This window comes from Pseudomonas sp. dw_612 (genome assembly GCF_018449725.1).
Lineage (GTDB): Bacteria > Pseudomonadota > Gammaproteobacteria > Pseudomonadales > Pseudomonadaceae > Aquipseudomonas.
The window spans coordinates 171,077-191,483 of the sequence record NZ_JAAVVC010000005.1 but is presented as its reverse complement, the minus strand read 5'-3'; the positions used below and the strand labels follow the sequence as shown (position 1 = coordinate 191,483).

Sequence of the window (20,407 nt, the reverse complement as noted above, 5' to 3'; positions counted from 1 at the left end):
TGTCAGTCAACAGGGATGTTGAATGTGCTGGCCTCTTCGCGAGCAAGCCCGCTCCCACAGGGGGGAGCAGTGCCTTTCTTAGTGCTGCAAAATCTTCTCAAGGAAGTGCTGCGCACGTTCGGAGCGGGCGCTGATGTCGCCGAAGAACTCTTCTTTCGGGCAGTCTTCGATGATCTTGCCCTGATCCATGAAGATCACGCGGTCGGCCACTTTGCGGGCGAAGCCCATTTCGTGGGTGACGCACATCATGGTCATGCCTTCGTGGGCCAGTTGCACCATCACGTCGAGCACTTCGTTGACCATCTCCGGGTCCAGCGCCGAGGTCGGTTCGTCGAACAGCATGACGATCGGGTCCATGGCCAGCGCACGGGCAATGGCCACACGCTGTTGCTGACCACCGGAGAGTTGGCCCGGGTGTTTGTGCGCGTGGGCCGACAAGCCGACGCGCTCCAGCAGTTGCAGGCCTTTCTTGGTGGCTTCTTCCTTGCTGCGGCCCAAGACCTTGATCTGCGCGATGGTCAGGTTTTCGGTGATGGACAGGTGCGGGAACAGCTCGAAATGCTGGAACACCATGCCGACGCGCGAACGCAGTTTCGGCAGGTCGGTCTTCGGGTCGGCGATGGACGTGCCATCGACCACCACGTCGCCTTTCTGGAACGGTTCCAGGGCGTTGACGCATTTGATCAGGGTCGATTTGCCCGAGCCGGACGGCCCGCAGACCACGATCACTTCGCCTTTTTTGACCTCGGTGCTGCAATCAGTCAGCACCTGGAAGTCGCCATACCACTTGTTGATGTTCTTGATAGAGATCATACGGCAAACCTTTTTTGCAGACGCTTGACCAGCAGCGAGGCGGCAAAGCTGATTGTGAAGTACGTAAGCCCTGCGAAGATCAGGAACTCGTTGGAGCGACCGATGATGTCGCCACTGGCGCGCGAAGCATTGAGGAAGTCCACCAGGCCCACCGCGTACACCAGCGAGGTGTCCTGGAACAGGATGATGCTCTGTTGCAGCAACAGCGGGGTCATCTTGCGAAACGCTTGCGGCAGGATGATCAAACGCATCATCTGGCCGTAGGTCATGCCCAGGGCCTGGGCGGCGCCCATCTGGCCCTTGGAGATCGACTGCACGCCAGCCCGGACGATTTCGCAGAAGTACGCCGCTTCGAACATCATGAACGCGACGATGCACGAGGCGAATGCGCCGATCGGGGTGTCTTCGCCAGTGATCCAGCGCAGTACGAACGGCACCGCCAGGTAGAACCAGGTGATTACCAGCAGCAGCGGGATCGAACGGAAGTAGTTGACGTAGGCGCCGGCCAGGTTCGACAGCAGTTTGTTGTGGGACAGGCGCATCAGCGCCAGGATCGTGCCGAGGATGATCCCGCCGACCACGCCCAGCGCCATCAACTGGAGGGTCATGATCATGCCGTTCCACAAGCCCGGCAGGGACGGAACGATGCCCGAGAAGTCGAATTCCATCATTTACCCCCTAGGGAGATCAGGCCCGGTACGGCGACTTTCTTCTCGACCAGGCGCATCAGCAGCATCAGGCTCATGTTCAGGGTGAAGTAGATCAGCGTGGCCAGGGTGAAGGCTTCGAACAGGTTGGCGGAGAACTCGGCGGTCTGCTTGGTCTGCGCGAGCAGCTCCATCAGGCCGATCAGCGAGGCCACCGACGAGTTCTTGAACACGTTCAAAAATTCCGAGGTAAGCGGCGGAATAATGATGCGGTAGGCCTGGGGCAGCAGCACGTTCCAGTAGATCTGCGGCAGCTTGAAACCCATGGCGCGAGCCGCGGATTCCTGACCCTTCGGCAAGGCCTGGATGCCGGTGCGCACTTGTTCGCAAACCCGTGCCGCGGTGAACAGGCCCAGGCACACGACAACGCTCAGGTAGGCCGAGGTGGTCGGGTTCAGGTCTTGCTTGTACCAGTCCTGCATGTCTTGCGGCAGCAGGTCGGGCACCAGGAAGTACCAGATGAACAGCTGAACCAGCAGCGGCACGTTACGGAAGAGTTCGACGTAGCAGGTCGCGATGCCCGATACGATGCGGTTCGGCACGGTGCGCATGACACCCAGGATCGAGCCCAGCGACAGCGCGATAATCCAGGCCACGACGGCGATGGCGATGGTCCAGCCCAAACCGGAGATGAACCAGTCGAGATAAGTCTCGCTGCCCACGCCGGTGGACTTGAAGAACACGCCCCAGTCCCAGTTGTAATTCATTAGGGTCTCCCCTCGGATCGATCAATGTACAAGTGCCCGCCTGGGGAAGCTCCGTTCCCGCCTGACTTTGAAAGCCAGGCACACACGATCGGCTCGACAGCCACCGGTTCGAGTGTTTCCAAAATCTGCCAGCAGGGAGTGACAAACCCCTGAAAGGGCAGTGGCCCTCTCAGGAGATAAGGTTAGTCAGGAATCAGGATTTCTTGTCGTCAGCCGCTTTGTCGGTCGGATTGGCGATCAGTGCCTTGAGCTCGTCGCTCATCGGGAAGTTCAGATTCAGGTTTTTTGGCGGGATTGGCGACATGAACCATTTTTCGTAGATCTTGTTGATCTCGCCCGACTTGTAGGTGGCCACGATGGCGTCGTCTACAGCCTTCTTGAACGGCTCGTCGCCTTTACGGACCATGCAGCCGTAGATTTCGTAGGACTGTGGCGTACCGGTAACGGCCCAGTCATCCGCTTTCTTGGCTTTGGCCGCTTCGCCGGCCAGCAAGGCGTCGTCCATCATGAACGCAACGGCGCGGCCCGATTCCAGCATCTGGAAGGACTCGCCGTGGTCTTTGGCGGAGATGACGTTCATGCCCATTTGCTTGTCGGCATTCATCGACTTGAGGATGCGCTCGGACGTGGTGCCTGCGGTGGTCACGACGTTCTTGCCTTTCAGGTCGTCGAAATCCTTGTACGCCGAACCTTTCTTGGACAGCAGGCGGGTACCGATTTCGAAGATGCCGACGGAGAAGTCAACTTGCTGCTGACGTTCTACGTTGTTGGTGGTGGAGCCACACTCGACGTCCACGGTGCCGTTCTGCACCAGCGGGATACGGGTTTGCGAGGTGACCAGGTTGTATTTGACCTGCAGGTTTGGCAAGTCGAGGTCTTTCTTGATGGCTTCGACGATTTTCAGTTGCAGATCGTGGGAGTAGCCGACCGGTTTGCCGGAAGCATCCGCGATGTAGGAAAACGGAATGGAAGCATCACGATGCCCGAGGGTGATCACACCGGACTCTTTGATCTTCTTCAGTGTGCCGGTGAGTTCGGCAGCGAAAACTGGAGTGCTAATCAGAGCGGCAGCAATGGCTGCGCCCAGGATATGGGGAACGATGCGCATCAAATTTTCCTCGACATTGTTTTTTTTATGGAGCCAGTTCGTCGGCCCTTTTGTGCTTCGAATGCGTGGCGGCACCGGAAGGGTGGTCACGACAATACATTCGTCCAAGAGTGTAGAGCATGACTCGTGCCAGGCCAGGCGTCATGGATCAAAGTGTTGATTTATAAGGGGATTAAATATTTGTGGTGGGATTTCTAGCCAGGAATAATCCGGTTAACCGAATCGACCGACAGGTCGCGTTCGGAAAACCGAATGGCTTGCCTTGCGCATAACCCCTATGGGAGCGGGCTTGCTCGCGAATGCGGTGAGTCAGGTAAATCCATGTCGACTGTCACACCGCATTCGCGAGCAAGCCCGCTCCCACAGGGGATTTGTGGTGGTTTGGCAGAATGCAAAAAGCCCCTGAATCTCGCGATTCAGGGGCTTTCACTTAACCGGATTCCCGATCAGGCCGCTTCGATCTTGCTGCGGTTCTGCTCGACCTTGCTCAGGTAATCCGCCAGTTTCTGCTGCTCGTCCGGGGTGGTGAACAACCCGAGCTTGCTGCGGCGCCACAGAATGTCATAGGCGGTGGTGGCCCACTCTTCGCTGCACAGGTAATCGACTTCGCGGGTGTAGAGACCGCCGCCGATGTGTTCGCCCAGGTCGCTGAGGTTCTGCACGCCTTCCAGCATGCGCCAGGTGCGGCTGCCGTAGGTGGTGGCCCAGCGGCGGGCGATCTCGGTAGGCACCCAGTCGAAGGTGTCGCGGATCTTCGCGCACAGGGCTTGGGGGGTGGTCATGTCTTCGCCGCCGGGCAGGGTGGCCGTCGCGGTCCAGCTTGGCTTGATCTGCGTGAAGTACGGGGCCAGTTGCGCCAGCGCCGACTCGGCCAGTTTGCGGTAGGTGGTCAGCTTGCCGCCGAACACCGACAACAGCGGCGCTTCCTCACCGGTGCCGGACAACGCCAGGGTGTAGTCGCGGGTCACGGCCGACGGGTTGTCGGATTCGTCGTTGCACAGCGGACGCACACCGGAATAGCTGTGCAGGATGTCGTCGCGGCTGACTTGCTTCTTGAAGTGGGCGTTGACCACTTTGAGCAGGTAATCGGTTTCGCCTTCGGTGATCGCTACTTTTGCCGGGTCGCCAGTGTATTCACGATCCGTGGTGCCGATCAGGGTGAAGTGGTTCAGGTACGGAATAGTGAAGACGATGCGCTGATCTTCGTTTTGCAGAATGTGCGCGTGTTCGCCGTCATACAGTTTCGGCACGATCAGGTGGCTGCCCTGGATCAGGCGGATGCCGTACGGCGAATCCATCTTCAGGTCATCACGAATGAACTTGGCAACCCATGGGCCGGCGGCGTTCACCAGCGCCTTGGCGCGGATCGAAAACAGGCTGCCATCGGCACGTTCCAGGTTCAGGTGCCACAGGTCTTTGGCGCGACGAGCGCTGATGCAACGAGTCTGGGTGTGAACGTGGGCGCCTTTCTCGCGAGCGGCCATGGCGTTCAGGACCACGAGGCGGGCATCGTCGACCCAGCAATCGGAGTATTCGAAGCCTTTGGTGATTTCGGCTTTCAGCGGGCTGTTCGGACCGAACTTCAGGCTTTTCGAGCCTTCCAGTTTTTCCCGTTTGCCCAGGTGGTCATAAAGGAACAGGCCGGCGCGGATCATCCACGCCGGACGCAGGTGCGGGCGGTGCGGCAATACAAAGCGCATCTGCTTAACGATGTGCGGGGCCTTGGCCAGCAGGACTTCGCGTTCGGCCAGAGCTTCGCGCACCAGACGGAATTCGTAATGTTCGAGGTAGCGCAGGCCGCCGTGGATCAGCTTGCTGCTGGCCGACGAGGTATGGCTGGCCAGGTCGTCTTTTTCACAAAGGAACACCGAAAGACCGCGACCGGCGGCATCCGCTGCGATCCCCACGCCATTGATCCCACCACCGATGACGGCGATATCGTAGACCTCGGCGAGAGGGGGCGTAGGCAAGGTAGAAGTGGGCATCGGCTGGCCTCGGGCTTTTATGATTTTCGATATTGGAATTCGAACATTAATGTTCATTTGCGAAAATGGTAGCCCATAAAGCCGCGCACAGCCAGTCAACTTCGATTGAAAATACTGATCGAAGGGCCGGGAAAGGAAAATTTACGAACATTTAGATGCGCGGTAGGGCGCGGAAGGTGTGTCGCTTGGGCAACCGTATTCGCGAGCAAGCCCGCTCCCACAAGGATTGCAGAGATCCTGTGGGAGCGGGCTTGCTCGCGAAAGCGCCGGAACAGGCGCCGAAGAGGGAGAGAGTTAAACCACTTCCAACCGAATCTTGTGCTGACTCAACAACTGCGCCAACGCCGGCACCGGCTGCTGATCGGTCACCAAACAGTCAATCAGGCTGATCGGCCCCAAGCGAATCATGGCGTTACGCCCGAACTTGCTGGAGTCCGCCGCCAGAATCACCTGTCGCGCGTTGGCAATGATCGCCTGGGACACCCGCACTTCCTGATAATCGAAGTCGAGCAGGCTACCGTCTTCATCGATACCACTGATGCCGACCAGAGCGAAATCCACCTTGAACTGGTTAATGAAGTCGACGCTCGCCTGACCGACCACACCGCCGTCGCGCCGCACATTGCCACCCGTCAGCAGGACATCGAAATCGTCCTTGGCGCTGAGCATCGAGGCGACGTGCAGGTTGTTGGTGATGATTTTCAGGTGATTGTGGTTGAGCAGCGCTCGGGCAATCGATTCGGTGGTGGTGCCGATATTGATGAACAGCGAGGCGTGATCGGGAATCTGTGCCGCAATGGCTTCGCCGATACGCTGCTTTTCATCGCGCATCTGGTCGGCACGCATGGCGTAGGCGGTGTTTTCGACACTGGAATCGTAGGCCGCGCCGCCGTGGTAGCGACGCAACAAATTGGCTTCCGCGAGCTGATTGATATCGCGGCGAATGGTTTGCGGTGTAACGACGAACAGCGTAGCCATTTCCTCGATACTCACATAGCCGCGTTCGCGGACCAGTTCGAGGATTTGCTGCTGACGGGGAGGCAGATTCATGGGGCTTCCTTTGGGCTGCCGTGCAAAATTTGCCCATGATGCCGCAGGAATCTGCTCCCTACCAGTTACAACCCTATTCGGATCCTGTTGTTGGCTTATTCAGCGCCTTCATGCGGTTCCCAATCGCGGGTGCGGCTGACCGCTTTCTTCCAGCCGGCGTAGAGTTTTTCCTTCGCGCTTTCTTCCAGGGCCGGTTCGAATTCGCGTTCGATGACAGCCTTGCCACGCAACTCTTCGAGACTGCCCCAGAAGCCGCACGCCAGGCCGGCCAGGTAAGCGGCGCCCAGTGCGGTGGTTTCGCGCATTTGTGGGCGCTCGACCTGGGTGCCGAGGATGTCGGCCTGGAATTGCATGAGGAAGTTGTTCGCCACGGCGCCGCCGTCCACACGCAGGGATTTGAGGCGTTCGCCGGAATCCTGTTGCATGGCGTCGAGCACGTCGCGGGTTTGATAAGCGATCGATTCCAGCGCGGCACGAATGATGTGATCCACGCGTACGCCACGGGTCAGGCCGAACAACGCGCCACGGGCATACGGGTCCCAGTACGGCGCGCCCAGACCGGTGAAGGCTGGCACCAGGTACACGCCGTTGCTGTCCTTGACCTTGCTGGCGAAGTATTCGGTGTCGGTGGCATCGGCGATGATCTTCAGCTCGTCACGCAGCCACTGAACGGTTGAACCGCCGTTGAACACTGCGCCTTCGAGGGCGTAAGCCACTTCGCCTTTCGGGCCGCAAGCGATGGTGGTCAGCATGCCATGCTTGGATTTCACGGCTTTGTCGCCGGTGTTCATCAGCAGGAAGCAACCCGTGCCGTAGGTGTTTTTCGCCTGGCCGGGTTCGACGCACATCTGGCCGAACAGCGCCGCTTGCTGGTCGCCGGCGATACCGCCGATGGCAATGCCGCTTTTGGTGTGGCCGTAGATTTCCGACGACGATTTAACTTCTGGCAGCATTTCGCGCGGGATGTCGAGGATCTCCAGCATCTTTGCGTCCCACTCCAGCGAGTGGATGTTGAAGAGCATGGTGCGCGAGGCGTTGGTGTAGTCGGTAACGTGAACTTTGCCGCCGGTAAATTTCCAGATCAGCCAGCTGTCGACGGTGCCGAACAGCAGTTCGCCGTTGCGCGCACGTTCACGGCTGCCTTCGACGTTGTCGAGGATCCACTTGAGTTTGGTGCCGGAGAAGTACGGGTCGGTGACCAGGCCAGTGGTGTCGCTGATGTATTGCTCGTGGCCATCGCGTTTGAGCTGCTGGCAGATCTCGGTGCTGCGGCGGCACTGCCAGACGATCGCGTTGTAGATCGGGCGGCCGGTGGTCTTGTCCCAGACCACGGTGGTTTCGCGCTGGTTGGTGATGCCGATGGCGGCGACCTGGTCGTGATGCAGGCCGGCTTGAGCCAGGGCCTCGACCATCACGGCGCTTTGGGTCGCGAAGATTTCCATCGGGTCATGTTCGACCCAACCGGCTTGCGGGTAATGCTGCACGAATTCGCGCTGGGCGGTGCAGACCACGTTCGCGTCGCGGTCGAAGATGATCGCGCGGGAGCTGGTCGTACCCTGATCGAGGGCAATGATGTAGTTCTTATTCTGAATATCGGTCATGTCGATTGCCTTGGACGAAAAAAGGAGTGAGGTCAGGCGCGGGATCAAAGGGCAGGATCACGCGCCAACGGTATCAAGAAGTTCTTGGTTTGCCGTCAATGGCCGGTGTTGCATCCTTTGTAGCAGGTTCGGTGCTGGGCAGATGACGGGCAATCAGCCCGCGATAGGCCGCAGCGCCGAGGCAGGCACCGACAATCGGTGCAAAAATCGGAATCAGGAAATACGGGATATCGCGTCCGCCGGTGAAGGAAATTTCACCCCAGCCTGCGAAGAAAGTCATCAGCTTGGGCCCGAAATCACGCGCCGGGTTCATCGCGAAACCGGTCAGCGGACCCATCGAGCTACCAATCACCGCAATCAACAGGCCGATCAGCAGTGGCGCCAGCGGACCCTTGGGCAGGCCGTTGTTGTCGTCGGTCAGGGACATGATCACGCCCATAAGGATGGCGGTGATGACCACTTCGACCAGGAACGCCTGGGCTGTGGACAGGGCTGGGTGCGGGAAGGTGGAGAACACCGACGCCAGCTCAAGGCTTGCTTGAGTGCCACGAACCATATGGTGAGTTTGTTCGTAATCGAAAAACAGATTGCTGTAGAGCGTGTAAACCAACAACGCCCCGCAGAACGCGCCGGCGACTTGGGCAATGATGTAGAAGGGCAGTTTGCGCTTTTCGAAGTCAGTGAAAATACTCAGCGCGATGCTGACGGCGGGATTGAGGTGAGCCCCGGAAACACCGGCGGTCAGGTAGATCGCCATGCTGACGCCCACGCCCCAGATGATACTGATTTCCCACAAACCGAAGCTGGCACCCGCGACCTTGAGCGCAGCAACACACCCTGTTCCGAAAAAGATCAACAGTGCAGTGCCCAGGAATTCGGCCATGCATTGGCTGGAGAGTGGCGGTTGTTTCAAAGCAGTTGTCATCGAAAACCTCTTTTTTGTTGTTGTCTGGCGCCTTGTCATCTTGGTCAGGGCGCGATTTTCACCAAGTCAGGATCCCCATCCTGATTTTGGTTTACTGCCGAGTACTACGTCGAGATCATTCCTACAGTATTCGTAAACGAAAAAATATAGACAAGAAACGCCGCTGTCAAAGGTCGAAAGTGAACCATCAGTCATATTTAAACTATTCGCCTCGTGAATGATCGTGTTGATGGCCTGATGAGTCGGCTGCAAACCCATGAAGCAGGCCCGCGCCAAGCCTTTGAAATAGCACCGCAATAGAGCCTTTTACGGATCAATGACCTAGAATCCAGGGCAGTGTTTTTTTTCTGCTGCCCAGCCTGGAGCTGCCATGACGCCCGCATTGGATTTGTTGAAAAAAGTTCGCGCCGAACATCGTGTGCACAGTTACGAACATGATCCGAAGGCGGCGTCCTATGGTCTGGAGGCAGCGGAAAAACTGGGCTTGGACCCGGCGCAGGTGTTCAAGACGTTGCTGGCGGCCAGTGAGAAAGGTGAATTGCTGGTGGCGGTGGTGCCGGTCGTCGGAAGTCTCGATCTAAAGCACCTGGCCCATGCGGCTGGCGTGAAAAAAGTCGAGATGGCTGATCCGGCGGCGGCACAACGGGCGACGGGTTACCTGTTGGGCGGAATCAGCCCGTTGGGGCAAAAGAAGCGTCTGCGCACCTTTATCGATAACTCGGCTCAACCCTTTGCCAGCATTTTTGTCAGTGCCGGACGGCGGGGGCTGGAAGTCGAGTTGGCGCCAGCAGTGCTGGCCGAACACACCCAGGCGAAGTTCGCTGATATCGGCCGTGTCTGACGAGCACTGTCGACCCAGGGTGTATGGTGAAAATTGGACTTCACTGTCACTGGCGCCGGATAAGTCGTGGCTTCATGCTCGGCGACCTGACTTAGGGAGAGCGTTATGCAGCTTGAATTTCATCAGGTCGATGCGTTCAGTGATCGACCGTTCAGTGGCAACCCAGCGATGGTGTATCGGCTCGATGCCTGGCTCGCCGATGAGTTGATGCAGAAGATCGCCGCCGAGCACAACCTCGCCGAAACCGCTTTCGTGGTCCGCGAAGCTCAGGCCTGGCATATCCGTTGGTTTACCCCGACCACCGAAGTGCCGCTGTGTGGGCACGCGACCTTGGCCAGCGCATTCGTGCTGTTTGAAATCTACAAGGAGCCGGCCGAGCGCCTGGATTTCATCTGCAAATCCGGGCCATTGAGCGTCAGCCGGGAAGGCGGGCGGTTGTGGCTGGATTTCCCGGCGATCATGCCGTCGGAAGTCGGCGTGACCCTGGATGTCGAACGTGCCCTCGGTGTGGAAGCGGTCGATGTGCTCGGTTCGAACGAACTATTGGTGGTGCTGGAATCCGAGCAGGCAGTGCTCGATTGCCAACCCGACATGACGGCGCTGGCGAAACTGCCGTGGCCGGGGGCAATCGTTACGGCCAAGGGCGGCAAACATGATTTCGTGTCCCGCTACTTCGCGCCGGCGATCGGCATCAATGAAGACCCGGTGACCGGCTCAACCCATTGCAGTTTGATTCCGTACTGGTCGAAGCGATTGGGCAAGTCGAGCCTGGCGGCGTATCAGTGCTCGGCCCGGGGTGGGGAGTTGTTCTGCCGGCTGGAAGGGGAACGGGTGAAGATTGGCGGGAATGCGACGTTGGTCGCGAGCGGAACGCTGATGTTGGGCTGACCCAAATCCAATGTGGGAGCGGGCTTGCTCGCGAATGCGGTTGGTCAGTCAGTGATGATGTCGACTGATACAGCGCTTTCGCGAGCAAGCCCGCTCCCACATTAGCCCGTATTGTGTCAGCTGGCGGTGCTGTACCGGCGTACGCCCGATTCAACCACCGGAATCTGCGCTGCCGTACTTCCGCTCGCCTGGAACAACACCAAATGCTCCGCCGCCACCCGAATGCCCACTTGCGCACCGACCTGATGATCAGCATGGCTCGGAAAGATCGATTCCAACTGCGCGCCCGTCGGCATCTGCAAGCGATACAGCGTCGAGGCGCCCAGGAACGTCTTGCCGACGATGCGCGCCTTCAGCGGGCTGTCCGGCGCATAAACGATGTCATCCGGGCGCAGTAACACGTCCACCGCGCCGCCAATCGGCCAGGTATAAGCTCGGTTGCCGCGCAACTCGCCCAACTCGGTCTGCACCGACTCCGGACTGCTCAGTTGGCCGCGAATGAAGTAGCCCTGGCCGATGAAACTGGCCACAAACGGTGTCAGCGGTTCGTGATACAGGTTGTAGGGCGTGTCCCATTGTTCCAGGTGACCTTCCTTGAAAACCCCTACGTGATCGCTGACGGCGAAGGCTTCTTCCTGGTCGTGGGTGACCAGAATCGCACTGGTGCCACGGGCCTTGAGAATGTCGCGGACTTCATGGCTGAGCTTGCGTCGCAACTCGCCATCAAGGTTGGAGAACGGTTCGTCGAGCAGCAACAGTTGCGGTTCTGGCGCCAGGGCTCGGGCCAGGGCGACACGTTGCTGCTGGCCGCCGGACAGTTCATGGGGAAAGCGCTTGCCGAGGTTCTTCAGGTTGACCAGTTCAAGCAGCTCTTCGGTGACGCGGTCCTTTTGCGGATGTTTGCGGATCCCGAAGGCGATATTCTCGGCCACGCTCAAATGCGGAAACAGGGCGTAGTCCTGGAAGACCATGCCGATCCGGCGTTTCTCCGGGGCGAGGGTAAAACCGGCGCTGGAGATGGTCTCGCCGCCCAGCTGGATTTCACCTTCGTGCACCGGTTCGAAACCAGCGATGGCGCGCAATGTGGTGGTCTTGCCGCAGCCTGAAGAACCCAGCAGGCAACCAATGTCGCCGGCATTCAAATGCAGGTTGAGGTTTTGTACAACCCGCTGGTCCTGGTAACCGCAGGCAAGGTTGCGCAGGTTGAGCAGTAATGGCTGGCTCATGCGTGGTGGTACGCCGGCATCACGAGAAACTCAAGCAGGGCCTTTTGCGCGTGCAGACGGTTTTCCGCCTGGTCCCAGGCCACGGAGCGCGGGTCGTCCAGCAAGTCGAGGCTGATTTCTTCGCCTCGGTGGGCCGGCAGGCAATGCATGAACAGCACGTCCGGCGCCGCCTGGTCGAGCAGGGCGCGATTGACCTGGAACGGCGCGAACAACTTCAGGCGCTTGGCGGTTTCTTCTTCCTGGCCCATGGAGGTCCAGACGTCGGTGCTGACCAGGTGAGCGCCGCGCACGGCATCCTGTGGATCGCGGACGATGGTCACACGATCGCCGGCCTTGGCCACGAATTCCGGGTTTGGCTCGTAACCTTCCGGGCACGCAATGCGCAACTGGAAGTCGAACTGGATCGCCGCTTCTATATAGCTGTTGCACATGTTGTTGCCGTCGCCGATCCAGGCCACGGTCTTGCCCTGGATCGAGCCGCGGTGTTCAAGGAAGGTTTGCATGTCGGCCAGCAACTGGCACGGGTGCAGGTCATCGGACAGACCGTTGATTAGCGGGACGCGCGAATTGGCGGCGAATTCGGTCAGTGTGCTGTGGGAAAACGTACGGATCATCACCGCATCGAGCATGCTCGACATGACAATGGCGGCGTCGCCGATCGGCTCGCCACGACCCAGTTGGGTATCGCGGGGCGACAGGAAGATCGCCTGGCCGCCGAGCTGGATCATGCCGGCTTCGAACGAGATGCGGGTGCGGGTCGAGGACTTCTCGAAAATCATCCCGAGCACGCGGTTTTTCAAAGGCTCGAACAGTACGCCGCGGTTACGCAGGTCCTTGAGCTCAACGCCTCGACGGATCACGCTGACCAGCTCTTCGGGCGTGCAATCCATCAGGGAGAGAAAGTGCCTTGCGCTCATCATTGACTACCTTTTTGCAACAGACCGCAGATACTCAAAGCCTTGTTTAACTGAAAAACGGGCGAGACCTGCGGCGTAAGCCGCACGGGGCGACGAAATAGGGGAAGGCGCGATCTTATAATTAAATGTCGCGTCTTACCAATAGGAGGCTTATTTTCCGGTTTGATAGATTCTTCAAAATTCATAACCGGTCGCCGCATTTGTACACGGAGCCGAAGCGGGTTTGCAAATCAAGCGCCGTGCGCGCCCCCAAGGCAGGCCCGGGTTTAAGGGGCCGCGTTGCTTGCTGTTACGGTTTTGCGTGCCAGTGGTGGGGCTGCCGTCCGGTATTATCGGCGCAATTGCAATCTTCGACCGAATCAAGTCAGTCACCCAAGGAGGGAGCCTTGTATGTCGCTCAATAAAACCGGAATCGTTGGCCTGACACGTCTGCGTCGAGTCTCTCCGGCGTTTGATATGGCAGTGTTGTCCACGGTGATGGGTTTCGCGATTATCGCGAATACGATTTGCCCGAGCGTGCCGAGTGCCGTGGTGGGGGCCATTGTTGGGGCTTTTATCGGAGTGAAGAATTTCAAGGATGATGCGATTGCAGATTGATTCGAGGCTTCACTCTGGATGTCTAGGCAGTGTGTCTGGTCTGAAACATTTGCTAATGCAAAGTGCTGGGTTATAACTAAGTCTCGAGCGACGCAGGAAGCCTCCGGAATGGAATCGAAAGAACAGCAATTAATGGAACTACTCGGCCTCACGGCCCGCTCCCTGACCCATCTCACCGCTTCCATGACTTCAATGTCCTTCGAGTTGATGCGCAGTGAAGACGAAGTGACCAAGGCCGCCGGTCGGCGGATGATCGATCGCATGGCCACCATCAGTGCCGGGCTCGATGAGCACTGGCGGTTGATCGGCGAACTCACCGGCGTGCACGTTGCCCACGAACAGATCGAAACCATTCAGGAGATCCAGTTGCAGGCGCCACCCCGGTTGCCACCGAACTGAATCCGTACAGCCATCGGCTGGCCTGATGGCCACCGATTCACAAGACGAACGTCGCTGGCGCAGCGGCGGTTCGCGCGCCATAGTTTTGTTCCCGTGGCAGACATTGCCCGCCCAGAACAAGACAGAGACTGGCCATGACCAAGACTCTCCATCACCGTGCCTGCCACCTGTGCGAAGCCATTTGTGGCCTGACCATCGAAACCACCGAGGCCGAAGGCCGGGTGCAGATCACGTCAATCAAGGGTGACCCGCAGGATACGTTCAGTCGCGGGCACATCTGCCCCAAAGCGGTAGCCCTGCAAGACATTCAGAACGATCCGGATCGCCTGCATCAGCCGATGCAGCGCGTGGGCAGCGAATGGCAGCCTATCGCGTGGGAAGACGCCTTCAACCTTGTGGCCGAACGCCTGGCAGGGATTCAGGAACGTCACGGGCAGAACGCGGTGGCGGTCTACCAAGGTAACCCGAGCGTGCACAACTATGGGCTGATGACCCACAGCAATTACTTTCTCGGCCTGCTGAAAACCCGCAACCGGTTTTCCGCGACGTCGGTCGATCAGTTGCCCCATCACCTGACCAGCCATTTGATGTACGGCCACGGCCTGCTGTTGCCGATTCCGGACATCGATCACACCGATTTCATGCTGATCCTGGGTGGCAATCCGCTGGCGTCCAACGGGAGCATCATGACCGTGCCGGATGTCGAGAAACGCCTGAAGGCGATTCAGGCCCGGGGCGGCAAAGTGGTGGTGGTCGATCCGCGCCGCAGTGAAACGGCAGCGATTGCCGATCAACATTTGTTCGTGCGTCCCGGTGGCGACGCGGCGCTGTTGTTCGGGCTGCTCAATACCTTGTTCGCCGAAGGCCTGACCCGCGACAGTCATCTGCCGGTGGACGGTCTGGATGAGGTGCGTGAGGCGGTGGCGGGTTTCACTGCGGAGGTCATGAGCCCGCTGTGTGCGGTGCCTGCCGAACAGATCCGTCAACTGGCCAGAGACTTTGCGGCGGCGCCGACGGCGGTTTGCTATGGGCGCATGGGCGTTTCGACCCAGGCCTTCGGCACGTTGTGCCATTGGGTCGTGCAATTGATCAACCTGGTCACCGGCAATCTGGACCGCGTGGGCGGTGCGTTGTGCACCGAGCCGGCGGTGGATCTGGTGGCGTCCACCTCGGGCGGGCATTTCAATCGGTGGCAGAGCCGGGTGTCCGGACGTCCGGAGTACAGCGGCGAATTGCCGGTGTCGGCCCTGGCCGAAGAGATGCTCACCGGCGGGGAAGGGCAGGTGCGGGCGTTGATCACCGTGGCGGGCAACCCGGTGCTGTCCACGCCCAACGGCCGGCAACTGGAGCAAGCGCTGGACGGGCTGGAGTTCATGGTCAGCATCGACCTGTACATCAACGAAACCACGCGTTACGCCGACCTGATCCTGCCCTCCACCTCGGCCCTGGAAAACGATCACTACGACACCACGTTCAACATGTTTGCCGTGCGTAACGTCTCGCGTTTCAATCGGGCGATCCTGGCCAAGCCGGAAGGTGCGCTGCACGATTGGGAGATCTTCGTCGGCCTGGCCCAGGCGTTTGCCGCGAAGACCGGCAAGGAACTCAAACCGACCATCGCTCCGGCGCAGATGATCGACCATGGCTTACGGATGGGGCTGTATGGCGATGCATCCGAGCACAAGCTGTCGCTGGCGACCTTGTTCGATCATCCTCATGGCATTGATCTGGGCGCGCTCAAATCCAATCTGGCGCCACGGCTCAAGACCCCGAACCAGCGTGTCCAGGCGGCACCGGCGCCGATCCTCGCAGACCTGGCGCGTTTCGCCGCCCTGCAGGCGCCAGCCGCCGATGAATTGCTGATGATTGGACGCCGGCATGTGCGCAGTAACAATTCGTGGATGCATAACTATCACCGTCTGGTGAAGGGCAAGCCCCGGCATCAACTGTTGATGCACCCGGATGACCTGGCCAGCCGTGGGCTCACCGATGGGCAGCGGGTGCGGGTCAGTTCGAGGGTCGGGGTGATCGAAGTTGAAGTGGTGGGCAGTCTGGATATGATGAAAGGCGTGGTCAGCCTTCCGCACGGTTGGGGCCATGCGCGGCCTGGCGTGCAGATGGCGATCGCCAGTAGCCAGCCGGGGTCCAGCGCCAATGACTTGACCGACGAATGTCAGCTCGATGAGTTGTCGGGGAATGCGGCGTTGAACGGCGTGCCGGTGACCGTGGCGGCGGCTTGATCGAGTCTGTCGGGGAGACCGAGCATGGCGCTCGGGTTTCCGTTACAATGCGCCACCGTGCCGACCCTTGAGTCGGAAAGTTCAGCCGAGGTGCTCCATGGATATCATCGAAACGATTAAAGAGCAGATTGCTAACAACACCATTCTGCTTTACATGAAAGGCTCGCCGAATGCCCCGCAGTGTGGCTTCTCCGCGAAAGCCGCGCAGTCTGTCATGGCGTGTGGTGAGAAGTTCGCCTACGTGGACATCCTGCAGAACCCGGAAATTCGCGCCAACCTGCCAAAATACGCCAACTGGCCAACCTTCCCGCAACTGTGGGTCGGCGGTGAGCTGGTCGGCGGTAGCGACATCATGACTGAAATGGCCGCAGACGGTTCGTTGCAGGCCACGATCAAAGCCGCTGTTGAAAAAGCGGCTGCTGCCAAGACCGAAGCGTAAATCGATTGGCCCCACTGTAGGAGCCGTCGAGTGCAACGAGGCTGCGATCTTTGATCTTCAGCCACTAAAAAGCCCCGCCTCTCGAAAGAAGGCGGGGCTTTTTATTGTGCTATTCCTGTAGGAGCTGCCGAGTGAAACGAGGCTGCGATCTTTTGATCTTGATCTTAAAAAAGCAAGATCAAAAGATCGCAGCCTCGTTTCACTCGGCAGCTCCTACACGGCTCCTACACAGCTTCTACATAGATGCTGCGCAGTTCTTATTCTTCACCCATCTGCGATTGCAGATAGTTCTCAAGACCCACTTTATCGATCAGGCCCAGTTGGGTTTCCAGCCAGTCGATGTGTTCTTCTTCGGATTCAAGGATGTCTTCAAGCAGTTCACGGCTGCCGAAGTCGCCGACGGTTTCGCAATGAGCGATCGCGACCTTGAGGTCCGCGTGACCGGTGCGTTCGATTCGCAGGTCGCATTCAAGCATTTCCTGGGTGTGCTCACCGATTTGCAGCTTGCCCAGGTCCTGGACGTTCGGCAGGCCTTCGAGGAACAGGATGCGCTTGATCAGCTTGTCCGCGTGTTTCATCTCGTCGATGGATTCGTGGTATTCGTGCTTGCCGAGCTTGTTCAGACCCCAATCTTCATACATGCGTGCATGCAAAAAGTATTGATTGATCGCGACCAGCTCATTGGCAAGGATCTTGTTGAGATGCTGGATGACTGTAATGTCGCCTTTCATGATGGGGTCCTGCCCTGTATTAACTGACTATAAGGCAGAGTTTGAGCCGCGTAATTAAGAGTGTCAAACCTAAGTTATTGAAACTTATATGAAAATTAATCGGAATAAGAATGTTTGTGTTCCGCGTCTAGCGCCTAAGCGATTGATTTGCGGGCATAAAAAAACCGGACATTAGTCCGGTTCTTTGAAATACGGTAGTTACGCGGCAGTAAATTCAACAGGAAATGGAATCGCGGCCTGGGCGGTTTGCAGCTTGGTCAGGGTTTCGCGCACCACTTCCTTGGCAAGGCAGGCGCATTTACCGCATTGGCTAGCTACGCCGGTGGCCTGACGGACTTCCTTATAGCTGCAGCAACCTTCATAGATTGCATCGCGGATTTGACCGTCGGTGACGCCAGTGCAGAGGCAGACATACATAAGTGAGAACCGTCGCTGGTTGTGACTCAATTGCGATGGATCTTAATGTTAACGAGAATGATTGTCAAAGTGCTTTCTGAAAGCTTCGCGTTATAAGCGCCGATGGCTGACGAACGGTTTGCGGCATGGCATTGCGACAGTAACCGTAACAGTCCGAATTCGCGCGCTGCTGAAAATCCGTTAAGGACAGCTCAAAAACGCCGTGTATGATGGGCGGTTCTTGCGAAGGGATCGTGTCACAGGGCTGTCGCCTGAGGGTGGCAGGCTGATGCGAATCCAGTTCTTCACGTTAATAGACCAGGAGATTTTCAATGAGCGTACTCGTAGGCAAACAAGCCCCAGACTTCACCGTACCGGCCGTCCTCGGCAACGGCGAGATCGTAGACAGCTTCACTCTGTCGTCGGCCATCAAAGGCAAATACGGCCTGGTGTTCTTCTACCCACTGGACTTCACCTTCGTTTGCCCGTCCGAGCTGATCGCTCTGGACAACCGCATGGCTGACTTCAAGGCGCGTAACGTTGAAGTGGTTGCCGTGTCGATCGACTCGCATTTCACCCACAATGCATGGCGCAACACCCCAGTGAACAATGGCGGTATCGGCCAGGTTCGCTACACCATGGCTGCCGACATCAAGCAGGAAATCATGAAAGCCTACGACGTTCAGTCCGCTGACGGCGTGGCTTTCCGTGGTGCATTCCTGATCGACGACAAAGGCGTTGTCCGCTCGCAGATCATCAACGATCTGCCGCTGGGCCGTAACATGGAAGAGCTGATTCGTCTGGTCGATGCACTGCAATTCCACGAAGAGCACGGCGAAGTTTGCCCTGCCAACTGGAAAAAAGGCGACAAAGGCATGACCGCTTCCACCGAAGGTGTTGCGGCTTACTTGACCGAGCACGCTGCGGCGCTGTAAGCCCAAGCGTCAGGCATAAAAAAACCGGCCGCGAGGCCGGTTTTTTTGTGGGCGGGATAAAACCCTCCGACCGGATCAGTCGTTGAAGTCTTCCCAGCCGCCCATTTGTTTCCAGCGATTGACGATGCCGCAGAACAGCTCTGCCGTCTTCTCGGTGTCGTAGCGCGCCGAGTGGGCCTCGCGACCGTCGAAGTCGATATCGGCTGCCTGGCAGGCTTTGGCCAATACGGTTTGACCGTAAGCCAGGCCGGCGAGGGTGGCAGTGTCGAAACTGGAGAACGGGTGAAACGGGTTACGTTTCATGTCCAGACGCGCGACAGCGGCGTTGAGGAAGCCCAGGTCGAAGCTGCTGTTGTGCCCGACCAGGATCGCCCGTTTGCAACCGTTGGCTTTCAGGGCCTTGCGGATGCCGCGGAAGATGTCGGTCAGGGCGGTTTCTTCACTCACGGCCATGCGCAGCGGGTGATCGAGCTTGATCCCGGTGAATTCCAGGGCGGCCGCTTCGATGTTCGCGCCTTCAAACGGTTCTACGCGAAAGAAGTAAGTGTGATCGGGATACACAAAGCCTTTTTCGTCCATGGCGATGGTGGTCGCCGCGATCTCCAGCAAGGCGTCGGTGGCCGAGTTGAAACCACCGGTTTCTACGTCGACGACAACCGGCAGGTAGCCACGGAATCTGGCAGCCATTGGATGACGAGGACCGCCTCCGCCGCCTTGACCGTCCTGTTCGTCGTCGAAATGGTCTTCACTCACGCGTGTTCCTCCAGCAGGCGCCAGCGCAGTTTTTCACCGGCGCGCAGCGGGATTACGGTCAGCTCGCCAAATGGCAGGCTGGTTGGGGCGGTCCACTCTTCGCGGACCAGGGTAATGCGATCGGTGTTCACCGGCAGGCCATAGAAGCGCGGGCCGTTGAGGCTGGCGAACGCTTCGAGCTTGTCCAGCGCATTGCGCTGTTCGAACGCTTCGGCGTACATCTCGATCGCCGCATAAGCGGTGTAGCAACCGGCACAGCCGCAAGCGGCTTCTTTGGCGTGCTGGGCATGCGGCGCCGAGTCGGTGCCGAGGAAGAACTTCTCGCTGCCGCTGGTGGCGGCGTCGAGCAGGGCTTCCTGGTGCGTGTTGCGCTTGAGAATCGGCAGGCAGTAGAAGTGCGGCCGAATCCCGCCCACCAGCATGTGGTTGCGGTTGTACAGCAGGTGATGCGCGGTGATGGTTGCGCCAACGTTGGCAGGAGCCTCGTTGACGAACTGCACGGCGTCGGCGGTGGTGATGTGTTCGAACACCACTTTGAGCGTCGGGAAACGCTCGACCACGCGGCGCATGTGCTCATCGATGAAGATTTTTTCGCGATCGAACACGTCGACATCGCCACGGGTGACTTCACCGTGGATCAACAGCGGCATCCCGACTTCGGCCATGGCCTCGATCGCCGGGAAAATCTTGTCGATGCTGGTGACGCCAGAATCGGAGTTGGTGGTGGCGCCGGCCGGGTACAGCTTGGCGGCGTGAACGAAACCGCTGGCCTTGGCCTCACGAATTTCTTCGGGCTGGGTGCGGTCGGTCAGGTAGAGCACCATCAGCGGTTCGAAACGACTGCCGGCCGGGCGTGCAGCGAGAATCCGCTGGCGATAGCCGTCGGCTTCAGCGGCGTTGCGCACCGGAGGTACCAGGTTGGGCATGATGATGGCGCGACCAAAGGTGCGCGCGACATCCGCAACGGTATTGGACAAAACAGCACCATCGCGAAGATGAATATGCCAGTCGTCGGGACGCAGCAGGGTCAGGCGGTCGGACATGAGGGGATTCCAGGCGGGTCAAACTGAGGGGAATGCTACCGGAAAAGACTCTCTCAGGCACTCGCTATCAAGTTTTGCGGCAAGCTTCCGATATCCATTGGGTATG

21 protein-coding genes are annotated in these 20,407 nt (G+C 58.7%); 7 read left to right on the top strand and 14 right to left on the bottom strand.

What is annotated here, in order from left to right; genetic code table 11:
- Nucleotides 1-78: 78 nt before the first annotated feature.
- The 8 genes from HB680_RS10320 to HB680_RS10285 all read right to left on the bottom strand — a co-directional run bounded on the left by HB680_RS10320 (nt 79) and on the right by HB680_RS10285 (nt 8,896).
- A complete protein-coding gene (locus HB680_RS10320; protein WP_092278598.1) occupies nt 79-813 on the bottom strand; it encodes an amino acid ABC transporter ATP-binding protein in 735 nt (244 codons plus the stop codon).
- The gene (locus HB680_RS10315) at nt 810-1,481 is read right to left on the bottom strand and encodes an ABC transporter permease subunit (protein ID WP_054045226.1); all 672 of its coding nucleotides are present in this window, start codon (nt 1,479-1,481) and stop codon (nt 810-812) included. Before HB680_RS10315 ends, HB680_RS10320 begins: the two co-directional genes overlap by 4 nt.
- Entirely contained in the window at nt 1,481-2,227 is a 747-nt protein-coding gene (locus tag HB680_RS10310; protein WP_213938366.1) for an amino acid ABC transporter permease, read from the bottom strand. The genes HB680_RS10315 and HB680_RS10310 overlap by 1 nt, the downstream gene beginning before the upstream one ends.
- A gap of 193 nt (nt 2,228-2,420) precedes the next feature.
- Nucleotides 2,421-3,335 (bottom strand): glutamate/aspartate ABC transporter substrate-binding protein, encoded by a 915-nt coding sequence (locus tag HB680_RS10305; protein ID WP_213938365.1) that lies wholly within the window; start codon nt 3,333-3,335, stop codon nt 2,421-2,423.
- Between the two features lie 446 nt (nt 3,336-3,781).
- Nucleotides 3,782-5,320 carry a glycerol-3-phosphate dehydrogenase gene (gene glpD, locus HB680_RS10300; RefSeq protein WP_213938364.1) on the bottom strand — a complete coding sequence of 513 codons (1,539 nt, stop codon included), beginning with the start codon at nt 5,318-5,320 and terminating at the stop codon, nt 3,782-3,784.
- Between the two features lie 294 nt (nt 5,321-5,614).
- Entirely contained in the window at nt 5,615-6,370 is a 756-nt protein-coding gene (locus tag HB680_RS10295) for a DeoR/GlpR family transcriptional regulator (protein ID WP_007916700.1), read from the bottom strand.
- 95 nt (nt 6,371-6,465) lie between these two features.
- Nucleotides 6,466-7,971 (bottom strand): glycerol kinase GlpK, encoded by a 1,506-nt coding sequence (gene glpK, locus HB680_RS10290; RefSeq protein WP_213938363.1) that lies wholly within the window; start codon nt 7,969-7,971, stop codon nt 6,466-6,468.
- 73 nt (nt 7,972-8,044) lie between these two features.
- Complete coding sequence (locus tag HB680_RS10285) at nt 8,045-8,896, bottom strand: MIP/aquaporin family protein (protein ID WP_213938362.1); 852 nt, start codon at nt 8,894-8,896, stop codon at nt 8,045-8,047.
- Nucleotides 8,897-9,266: 370 nt separating this feature from the next.
- On the opposite strand from HB680_RS10285, the gene ybaK reads away from it, so the two are divergent.
- Nucleotides 9,267-9,737 (top strand): Cys-tRNA(Pro) deacylase, encoded by a 471-nt coding sequence (ybaK, locus tag HB680_RS10280; RefSeq protein WP_213938361.1) that lies wholly within the window; start codon nt 9,267-9,269, stop codon nt 9,735-9,737.
- A 105-nt stretch (nt 9,738-9,842) separates the two neighbouring features.
- Nucleotides 9,843-10,625, top strand: coding sequence for a PhzF family phenazine biosynthesis protein (locus HB680_RS10275; RefSeq protein ID WP_213938360.1), 783 nt, complete (start codon nt 9,843-9,845; stop codon nt 10,623-10,625).
- Between the two features lie 116 nt (nt 10,626-10,741).
- On the opposite strand, the gene HB680_RS10270 is transcribed toward HB680_RS10275, so the two are convergent.
- A complete protein-coding gene (locus HB680_RS10270; protein ID WP_213938359.1) occupies nt 10,742-11,851 on the bottom strand; it encodes an ABC transporter ATP-binding protein in 1,110 nt (369 codons plus the stop codon).
- Nucleotides 11,848-12,768, bottom strand: a complete 921-nt coding sequence (argF, locus tag HB680_RS10265; protein WP_123515094.1) for an ornithine carbamoyltransferase — start codon at nt 12,766-12,768, stop codon at nt 11,848-11,850. Before argF ends, HB680_RS10270 begins: the two co-directional genes overlap by 4 nt.
- Before the next feature lie 390 nt (nt 12,769-13,158).
- Here argF and HB680_RS10260 point away from each other — a divergent pair, with 390 nt between their 5' ends.
- The 4 genes from HB680_RS10260 (at nt 13,159) to grxD (ending at nt 16,443) form a co-directional block, all read left to right on the top strand.
- Nucleotides 13,159-13,365 (top strand): hypothetical protein, encoded by a 207-nt coding sequence (locus tag HB680_RS10260; RefSeq protein ID WP_213938358.1) that lies wholly within the window; start codon nt 13,159-13,161, stop codon nt 13,363-13,365.
- A gap of 108 nt (nt 13,366-13,473) precedes the next feature.
- Nucleotides 13,474-13,764: a hypothetical protein gene (locus tag HB680_RS10255; protein WP_213938357.1), complete on the top strand. Its 291-nt coding sequence runs from the start codon at nt 13,474-13,476 to the stop codon at nt 13,762-13,764.
- 134 nt (nt 13,765-13,898) lie between these two features.
- The gene (locus tag HB680_RS10250) at nt 13,899-16,004 is read left to right on the top strand and encodes a molybdopterin oxidoreductase family protein (protein WP_213938356.1); all 2,106 of its coding nucleotides are present in this window, start codon (nt 13,899-13,901) and stop codon (nt 16,002-16,004) included.
- A gap of 97 nt (nt 16,005-16,101) precedes the next feature.
- The gene (gene grxD / locus HB680_RS10245) at nt 16,102-16,443 is read left to right on the top strand and encodes a Grx4 family monothiol glutaredoxin (RefSeq protein ID WP_054045200.1); all 342 of its coding nucleotides are present in this window, start codon (nt 16,102-16,104) and stop codon (nt 16,441-16,443) included.
- Between the two features lie 257 nt (nt 16,444-16,700).
- Here grxD and bfr read toward each other — a convergent pair whose 3' ends face one another.
- A complete protein-coding gene (bfr, locus tag HB680_RS10240; RefSeq protein ID WP_017340571.1) occupies nt 16,701-17,174 on the bottom strand; it encodes a bacterioferritin in 474 nt (157 codons plus the stop codon).
- A 198-nt stretch (nt 17,175-17,372) separates the two neighbouring features.
- Nucleotides 17,373-17,591, bottom strand: coding sequence for a bacterioferritin-associated ferredoxin (locus HB680_RS10235; RefSeq protein WP_008057530.1), 219 nt, complete (start codon nt 17,589-17,591; stop codon nt 17,373-17,375).
- 311 nt (nt 17,592-17,902) lie between these two features.
- Here HB680_RS10235 and HB680_RS10230 point away from each other — a divergent pair, with 311 nt between their 5' ends.
- Nucleotides 17,903-18,505, top strand: coding sequence for a peroxiredoxin (locus HB680_RS10230; protein WP_054045198.1), 603 nt, complete (start codon nt 17,903-17,905; stop codon nt 18,503-18,505).
- Nucleotides 18,506-18,580: 75 nt separating this feature from the next.
- Here the strand turns inward: HB680_RS10230 and rnt are convergent, their stop codons facing one another.
- Both rnt and pyrC read right to left on the bottom strand, forming a co-directional pair.
- Nucleotides 18,581-19,258 carry a ribonuclease T gene (rnt, locus tag HB680_RS10225; RefSeq protein WP_054045196.1) on the bottom strand — a complete coding sequence of 226 codons (678 nt, stop codon included), beginning with the start codon at nt 19,256-19,258 and terminating at the stop codon, nt 18,581-18,583.
- Nucleotides 19,255-20,301 carry a dihydroorotase gene (gene pyrC / locus HB680_RS10220; RefSeq protein WP_213938355.1) on the bottom strand — a complete coding sequence of 349 codons (1,047 nt, stop codon included), beginning with the start codon at nt 20,299-20,301 and terminating at the stop codon, nt 19,255-19,257. The genes rnt and pyrC overlap by 4 nt, the downstream gene beginning before the upstream one ends.
- Nucleotides 20,302-20,407 lie beyond the last annotated feature (106 nt).